The 6,493-nt window shown below is 70.4% G+C and carries 6 protein-coding genes; all 6 read left to right on the top strand.

The genetic code is table 11. From position 1 onward, the window contains the following. The first annotated feature begins 344 nt into the window (after positions 1-344). Positions 345-1,169, top strand: coding sequence for a 30S ribosomal protein S2 (gene rpsB, locus MCM47_RS25485; protein WP_238864018.1), 825 nt, complete (start codon positions 345-347; stop codon positions 1,167-1,169). Positions 1,170-1,298: 129 nt separating this feature from the next. Next, a complete protein-coding gene (gene tsf, locus MCM47_RS25480) occupies positions 1,299-2,138 on the top strand; it encodes a translation elongation factor Ts (RefSeq protein ID WP_238864017.1) in 840 nt (279 codons plus the stop codon). A gap of 261 nt (positions 2,139-2,399) precedes the next feature. Beyond that, positions 2,400-3,164: a UMP kinase gene (gene pyrH, locus MCM47_RS25475; protein WP_238864016.1), complete on the top strand. Its 765-nt coding sequence runs from the start codon at positions 2,400-2,402 to the stop codon at positions 3,162-3,164. Positions 3,165-3,284: 120 nt separating this feature from the next. Then, positions 3,285-3,842 carry a ribosome recycling factor gene (gene frr, locus MCM47_RS25470; RefSeq protein ID WP_238864015.1) on the top strand — a complete coding sequence of 186 codons (558 nt, stop codon included), beginning with the start codon at positions 3,285-3,287 and terminating at the stop codon, positions 3,840-3,842. Next, positions 3,842-5,179, top strand: coding sequence for a phosphatidate cytidylyltransferase (locus MCM47_RS25465; RefSeq protein WP_374209203.1), 1,338 nt, complete (start codon positions 3,842-3,844; stop codon positions 5,177-5,179). Before frr ends, MCM47_RS25465 begins: the two co-directional genes overlap by 1 nt. A 127-nt stretch (positions 5,180-5,306) precedes the next feature. Continuing rightward, positions 5,307-6,407 carry a 23S rRNA (adenine(2503)-C(2))-methyltransferase RlmN gene (gene rlmN, locus MCM47_RS25460; protein WP_238864013.1) on the top strand — a complete coding sequence of 367 codons (1,101 nt, stop codon included), beginning with the start codon at positions 5,307-5,309 and terminating at the stop codon, positions 6,405-6,407. Positions 6,408-6,493: the final 86 nt, after the last annotated feature.

Genomic DNA, 6,493 nt, shown 5'->3' with positions numbered 1-6,493 from the left:
GCCCGTTGGAGTCGCCCGGCGCTCGGCGCTTCCCGTACACTTCACACGCGACCCGGTCCGCCGGGTCGACTTCGCACGCCCCGCCACCGGTGGACGGATGCGGCTCAGCCGCCGCCCCCGCCAGGTGCGAGTGCCGCTCGGTCCGCCGAGCCCGACCGGTCCCCGGACCGCTCGGGTGGAAGCGGCTCGGCACGTTCGGGGCGTCAGGCGTGGCTGTCACCTGGCTGCCACGGACAAAACCGAGCCTGACCCGGCCGTTCGCAGAAGCCCGAGCGGGAGCGCCACCGTGCGCACCGCGAGGACGACTGCGCGAGATCCGGGCGCAACACCTGAGGAGCACGGCTATGGCCGTCGTCACGATGCGGGAGCTGCTGGAGAGCGGCGTCCACTTCGGTCACCAGACCCGCCGCTGGAACCCGAAGATGAAGCGCTTCATCATCACCGAGCGCAACGGCATCTACATCATCGACCTCCTGCAGTCGCTGAACTACATCGACCGCGCCTTCGAGTTCATCAAGGAGACCGTTGCCCACGGCGGCAGCGTCCTCTTCGTCGGCACGAAGAAGCAGGCCCAGGAGGCCATCGCCGAGCAGGCCACCCGCGTGGGCATGCCCTACGTGAACCAGCGCTGGCTCGGCGGCATGCTGACCAACTTCTCGACCGTCTACAAGCGCCTGCAGCGCCTCAAGGAGCTCGGCGAGCTGGACTTCTCGGACGTGGCCGGTTCCGGCCTCACCAAGAAGGAGCTCCTGGTCCTGCAGCGCGAGCACGACAAGCTGGAGAAGACCCTCGGTGGTATCCGCGACATGCAGCGCGTTCCCAGCGCTGTCTGGATCGTGGACACCAAGAAGGAGCACATCGCGGTCGGCGAGGCCCGGAAGCTCAACATCCCGGTCGTCGCCATCCTCGACACCAACTGCGACCCCGACGAGGTCGACTACAAGATCCCGGGCAACGACGACGCGATCCGCTCCGTCACCCTGCTGACCCGTGTGATCGCCGACGCCGTCGCCGAGGGCCTCAAGGCCCGCGCGGGTGTCGCCAAGGGCGACGCGAAGGCCGAGCCGGGCGCCGACCAGCCGCTGGCCGACTGGGAGAAGGACCTCCTGGAGGGCGAGAAGAAGGCTGACGAGGCTCCCGCCGCCGAGGCTCCGGCCGAGCAGGCCTGACGTACCAAGGGTGAGGGGCACCCGCCGGTACGACACCGGTAGGTGCCCCTCTCTCCCGCGCCGGGACCGAACCAACGGTCCCGGCGCAACCCCACGCAGACACGCGAGACGCGAGAAGAGATTCACACCATGGCGAACTTCACCGCCGCGGACGTCAAGAAGCTCCGTGAGCTCACCGGCGCCGGCATGATGGACTGCAAGAAGGCCCTGGACGAGGCCGAGGGCGACGTCCAGAAGGCCGTCGAGCTCCTGCGCATCAAGGGCCAGAAGGGCGTTGCCAAGCGCGAGGGCCGCGACGCCTCCAACGGCGCCGTTGCCGCGCTGATCGCCGAGGACAAGAAGTCCGGCGTTCTGGTCGAGCTGAACTGCGAGACCGACTTCGTCGCCAAGGGTGACAACTTCGTCAAGGTCGCCGACGCGATCGCCGCGCACGTCGCGAAGACCGCCCCGGCCGACCTGGACGCCGCCCTGGCCTCCGAGATCGAGGCCGGCAAGACCGTCCAGCAGTTCGTGGACGAGGCCAACGCGACCCTGGGCGAGAAGATCGTCTTCCGTCGCTTCGCCCAGTTCGACGGTGACGGCTTCGTCGCGGTCTACCTCCACAAGACCAGCCCCGACCTGCCGCCGGCCGTCGGCGTCCTGGTCGAGCTGGACAAGGAGAACGCCGAGGTCGCCAAGGACGTCGCGCAGCACATCGCCGCCTTCGCCCCGAAGTACCTGTCCCGCGAGGACATCCCGGCCGAGGACCTCGAGAACGAGCGCCGCGTCGCCGAGGCCACCGCTCGCGAGGAGGGCAAGCCCGAGGCCGCCCTGCCGAAGATCGTCGAGGGTCGCGTCACCGGCTTCGTGAAGGAGAACTCCGTCCTGGAGCAGGCCTTCGCCAAGGACAACAAGAAGTCCGTCGCCAAGGTCCTCGAGGAGAACGGCGTCGCCCTCAAGCGCTTCGCCCGCTTCCGCGTCGGCGCCTGAGCCACGTTCCACCGGACTCCCGGCGCGCTTAGGCTGGGAACCGCCCCCGCCCGCTGACCAGGGCGGGAGGGACGCCGAACGGGCTCACCCAGCGTCATCCGTCTGAGGGCGGGCCGCGTCGGCACCATGAACGACGAGGAGGCCATTGCCGTGCAGGACACCGTACCGGTTCCCGCGGCAGTGGCCTCCTCGCGTGTACGCGCAGGCCGGGGGACCCGCACACCCGCGCCTGTGAACCAGTAGGTGTAGAAGGAGAAGTCCATGCAGGAGACGCAGGAGACCGCGCTGGACCCGCAGGCCGGCTCGCGCCGCCGGGTGCTGCTGAAGCTGTCCGGTGAGGCCTTCGCCGGTGGCGGCGGACTCGGCGTCGACCCGGACGTCGTGCACGCGATCGCCCGCGAGATCGCCACGGTCGTCCGCGCCGGTACCGAGGTAGCCGTGGTCATCGGCGGCGGCAACTTCTTCCGCGGCGCGGAACTTCAGGTCCGCGGCATGGACCGGGCCCGCTCCGACTACATGGGCATGCTCGGAACCGTGATGAACTGCCTCGCCCTCCAGGACTTCCTGGTCAAGGAAGGCATCGAGACCCGCGTCCAGACCGCCATCACCATGGGCCAGGTCGCCGAGCCCTACCTGCCCCTGCGCGCCGTCCGGCACCTGGAGAAGGGCCGCGTGGTGATCTTCGGTGCCGGTATGGGCATGCCGTACTTCTCCACCGACACCACGGCGGTCCAGCGTGCGCTGGAGATCCACGCCGACGTCCTGCTGATGGGCAAGAACGGCGTGGACGGCGTCTACGACTCCGACCCCCGGACCAACCCGGACGCGGTCAAGTTCGACGCGCTGGAGTACTCCGAGGTCATCGCCCGCGACCTCAAGGTCGCCGACCTCACCGCGATCACGCTCTGCAAGGACAACAACCTCCCGATGCTGGTCTTCGAGCTGCTGGCCGAGGGCAATATCGCGCGGGCGGTGAAGAGTGAGAAGATCGGCACACTCATCAGCCAGGATTCTGTCCGGGCCTGAGCAGCACACAGCCGTACGGGGCGGCGTCGGCACCGCGGTCGCCCGGTCTCCACACCGCGACCGGCCTCGACGCCGCCACCGGTCGGGACAACAGCAGATGAACCGGACAGGGAGTACACAGTGATCGAAGAGACCCTCCTCGAGGCCGAGGAGAAGATGGAGAAGGCCGTCAACGTCGCCAAGGACGACCTGGCCGCCATCCGCACCGGCCGCGCGCACCCGGCGATGTTCGCCAAGATCGTGGCCGAGTACTACGGCGCCGTGACGCCGATCAACCAGCTGGCTTCCTTCTCCGTGCCGGAGCCGCGGATGGCCGTCGTCTCGCCGTTCGACAAGACCGCGCTGAAGGCCATCGAGCAGGCGATCCGCGACTCCGACCTGGGCGTCAACCCGTCCAACGACGGTTCCATCATCCGGGTGGTGCTCCCCGAGCTCACCGAGGAGCGTCGCCGCGAGTACATCAAGCTCGCCCGCAGCAAGGGCGAGGACGCCAAGGTCTCGATCCGCGCCGTGCGCCGCAAGGCCAAGGACGCCATCGACAAGCTGGTCAAGGACGGCGAGGTCGGCGAGGACGACGGCCGCCGTGCGGAGAAGGAGCTCGACGACACCACGGCCAAGTACGTGGCGACCGTCGACGAGCTGCTGAAGCACAAGGAAGCCGAGCTGCTCGAAGTCTGATGAACGACGCCCCTGACGCCCCTGGCTACTGGGGCCCATCCGACCAGCAGTACCAGCAGTACCAGCCGTACCGCCCGTACCAGCCCGCCGCGGAGCCGGGTGTTCCCGGCGCCGCTGCGGGTGACCCCGGCCACCGAACGGGTCACTCGCAGCAGCCTCCGGTGTACTGGGGCGGTGACGCGGAGCAGACTCAGGTCATGCCTCCCGTACCGGCCGATCCCGGGCCCGACCCCGTCGAGGGGCCGGCCCGGGAGGCCGGGCGGCTGAGCGGCCCGCTGTTCCGGGACGAGCAGTCCGCGGCGGCGGTGCCGGGTGCGGCGGAGACGGTCGTGCTGCGCGCGATCGTCGACGACGCCGCGCCCACCCCCGGTTCCGGCGGTCAGCCGTACCCGGGGGCGTCGGCGTATCCCGCGCCGCCGCAGAACCACCCGGCGGCGGGGCAGCCCCACCCCGTGCCGTCGTTCCACCCAGGGCAGGAGACACCCGTGGCCCAGCCCGACCCGCAGCCGCAGCAGCAGCGCAAGCAGCGCGGCGGTCGCAACCTGCAGGCCGCGATAGGCGTCGGGGTCGGCCTCGGCGCCGTGATCATCGCCTCGCTGTTCGTCGTCAAGGCGCTGTTCCTGGTCGTGGTGATGGCAGCGGTCTCGGTCGGCATCTGGGAGCTGACCAGCCGGCTGTCCGAGCGCAAGCAGATCAAGGCGCCGCTGGTCCCGCTGGTCGCGGGCGGCATCGCCATGATCGCCACCGGCTACTGGTCCGGCGTGCAGTGGGCGGCGGCCTCGCTGGCGCTGACCGGGCTGGCGGTGATGGTCTGGCGGATGGCCGAACCACCGGAGAACTACCTCCGCGACATAACGGCGGGCGTGTTCACCGCCTTCTACGTGCCGTTCCTGGCCACCTTCGTCGCGATGATGCTGGCGGCGGACGACGGCGCGCAGCGCATCGTGCTCTTCCTGATCGTCACGATCTGCAGCGACACCGGCGCCTACGCCGTCGGCTACAAGTTCGGCAGGACCAAGCTGGCGCCCACGATCAGTCCGGGCAAGACCCGTGAGGGCCTGGCCGGCGGCATCGCGCTGTCGATGCTGGCGGGCGCAGCGCTGATGCAGCTGATCATCGACGACGGCAGCTGGTGGCAGGGCCTCATCCTGGGCGGCTGCGCGGCGGTCACCGCCACCCTGGGCGACCTGGGCGAGTCGATGATCAAGCGCGACCTCGGCATCAAGGACATGGGCACGCTGCTGCCCGGCCACGGCGGGATCATGGACCGGCTGGACTCCCTCCTGCCGACCGCCCCGGTGGTCTGGCTGCTGCTGGCCGCCTTCGTCGGCAGCTAGGCCGCAGGCGGACACCACCCGCGGCCTGCCCGGCTGCACACCCGGCCGCGAGGGCCCCGGACGCCAGGCGCCCGGGGCCCTCGCGCTTGTCCGCCGAGCCCGCGCCGTCTGCGACACTGGAACAACCATGCCTAAGCCCGGAGAACTCACGTTTGTCGCGCCGCGCGGCGCCAAGCCCCCGCGACACCTCGCCGACCTCAGCCCCGCCGAGCGCAAGGAGGCCGTCGCCGAGCTGGGCGAGCAGCCGTTCCGCGCGAAGCAGCTCTCCAACCACTACTTCGGCCGGATGTCGAACGACCCGGCGAGCTGGACGGACATCCCCGCCGCCAGCCGGGAGAAGCTCACCGAGAGCCTGCTGCCCGAGCTGATGTCGGTGGTCCGGCACGTCTCGTGCGACGACGACACCACCCGCAAGACGCTCTGGAAGCTGTTCGACGGCACGCTCGTCGAGTCGGTGCTGATGCGCTACCCGGACCGGGTCACCATGTGCATCAGCTCGCAGGCCGGCTGCGGCATGAACTGTCCGTTCTGCGCGACCGGCCAGGCCGGTCTGACCCGCAACCTCTCCACCGCCGAGATCGTCGAGCAGATCGCCGCCGGCATGCGGGCGCTCAAGGGCGGCGAGATCCCGGGCGGCGAGGCCAGGCTCTCCAACGTGGTCTTCATGGGCATGGGCGAGCCGCTGGCCAACTACAACCGGGTGCTGGCCGCGATCCGCCGGCTGACCGACCCGGCGCCGGACGGCTTCGGCCTCTCCCAGCGCGGCATCACCGTCTCGACGGTCGGCCTCGTCCCGGCGATGAACCGGCTGGCGGACGAGGGGCTCTCCTGCCGCCTCGCGCTCTCCCTGCACGCGCCCGACGACGAGCTGCGCGACGAGCTGGTGCCGGTGAACACCCGGTGGAAGGTCGCCGAGGTGCTCGACGCCGCGTGGAACTACGCGGAGAAGTCCGGGCGCCGGATCTCCATCGAGTACGCGCTGATCAAGGACATCAACGACCAGGCGTGGCGGGCGGACCTGCTCGGCCGGCTGATCAAGAACCACCGCGTGCACGTCAACCTGATCCCGCTGAACCCGACCCCGGGTTCGAAGTGGACGGCGTCCCGGCCCGAGGACGAGCGGGAGTTCGTCCGCCGGCTGCAGGCGCACGGCGTGCCGACCACCGTCCGCGACACCCGGGGCCAGGAGATCGACGGGGCCTGCGGCCAGCTCGCCGCGGCGGGCTGAGCCGACCGCGCTCCGGCCGCGCTGCACCAGGAGTGCCGCGGAGGGCCGCCACGCTCCGGCGTGGCGGCCCTCCGGCGTGGTGGCCC

It is taken from the genome of Kitasatospora sp. A2-31 (assembly GCF_022288725.1).
GTDB lineage: Bacteria > Actinomycetota > Actinomycetes > Streptomycetales > Streptomycetaceae > Kitasatospora.
The sequence above is the reverse complement of the archived record's forward strand: the minus strand, read 5'-3'. Positions and strand labels throughout refer to the sequence as shown.

Excerpts from the sequence above, each read along its gene's own strand:
- rpsB (WP_238864018.1), top strand. The coding sequence starts at position 345 with ATGGCCGTCGTCACGATGCGGGAGCTGCTGGAGAGCGGCGTCCACTTC.
- tsf (WP_238864017.1), top strand. The coding sequence starts at position 1,299 with ATGGCGAACTTCACCGCCGCGGACGTCAAGAAGCTCCGTGAGCTCACC.
- pyrH (WP_238864016.1), top strand. The coding sequence starts at position 2,400 with ATGCAGGAGACGCAGGAGACCGCGCTGGACCCGCAGGCCGGCTCGCGC.
- MCM47_RS25465 (WP_374209203.1), top strand. The coding sequence starts at position 3,842 with ATGAACGACGCCCCTGACGCCCCTGGCTACTGGGGCCCATCCGACCAG.
- rlmN (WP_238864013.1), top strand. The coding sequence starts at position 5,307 with ATGCCTAAGCCCGGAGAACTCACGTTTGTCGCGCCGCGCGGCGCCAAG.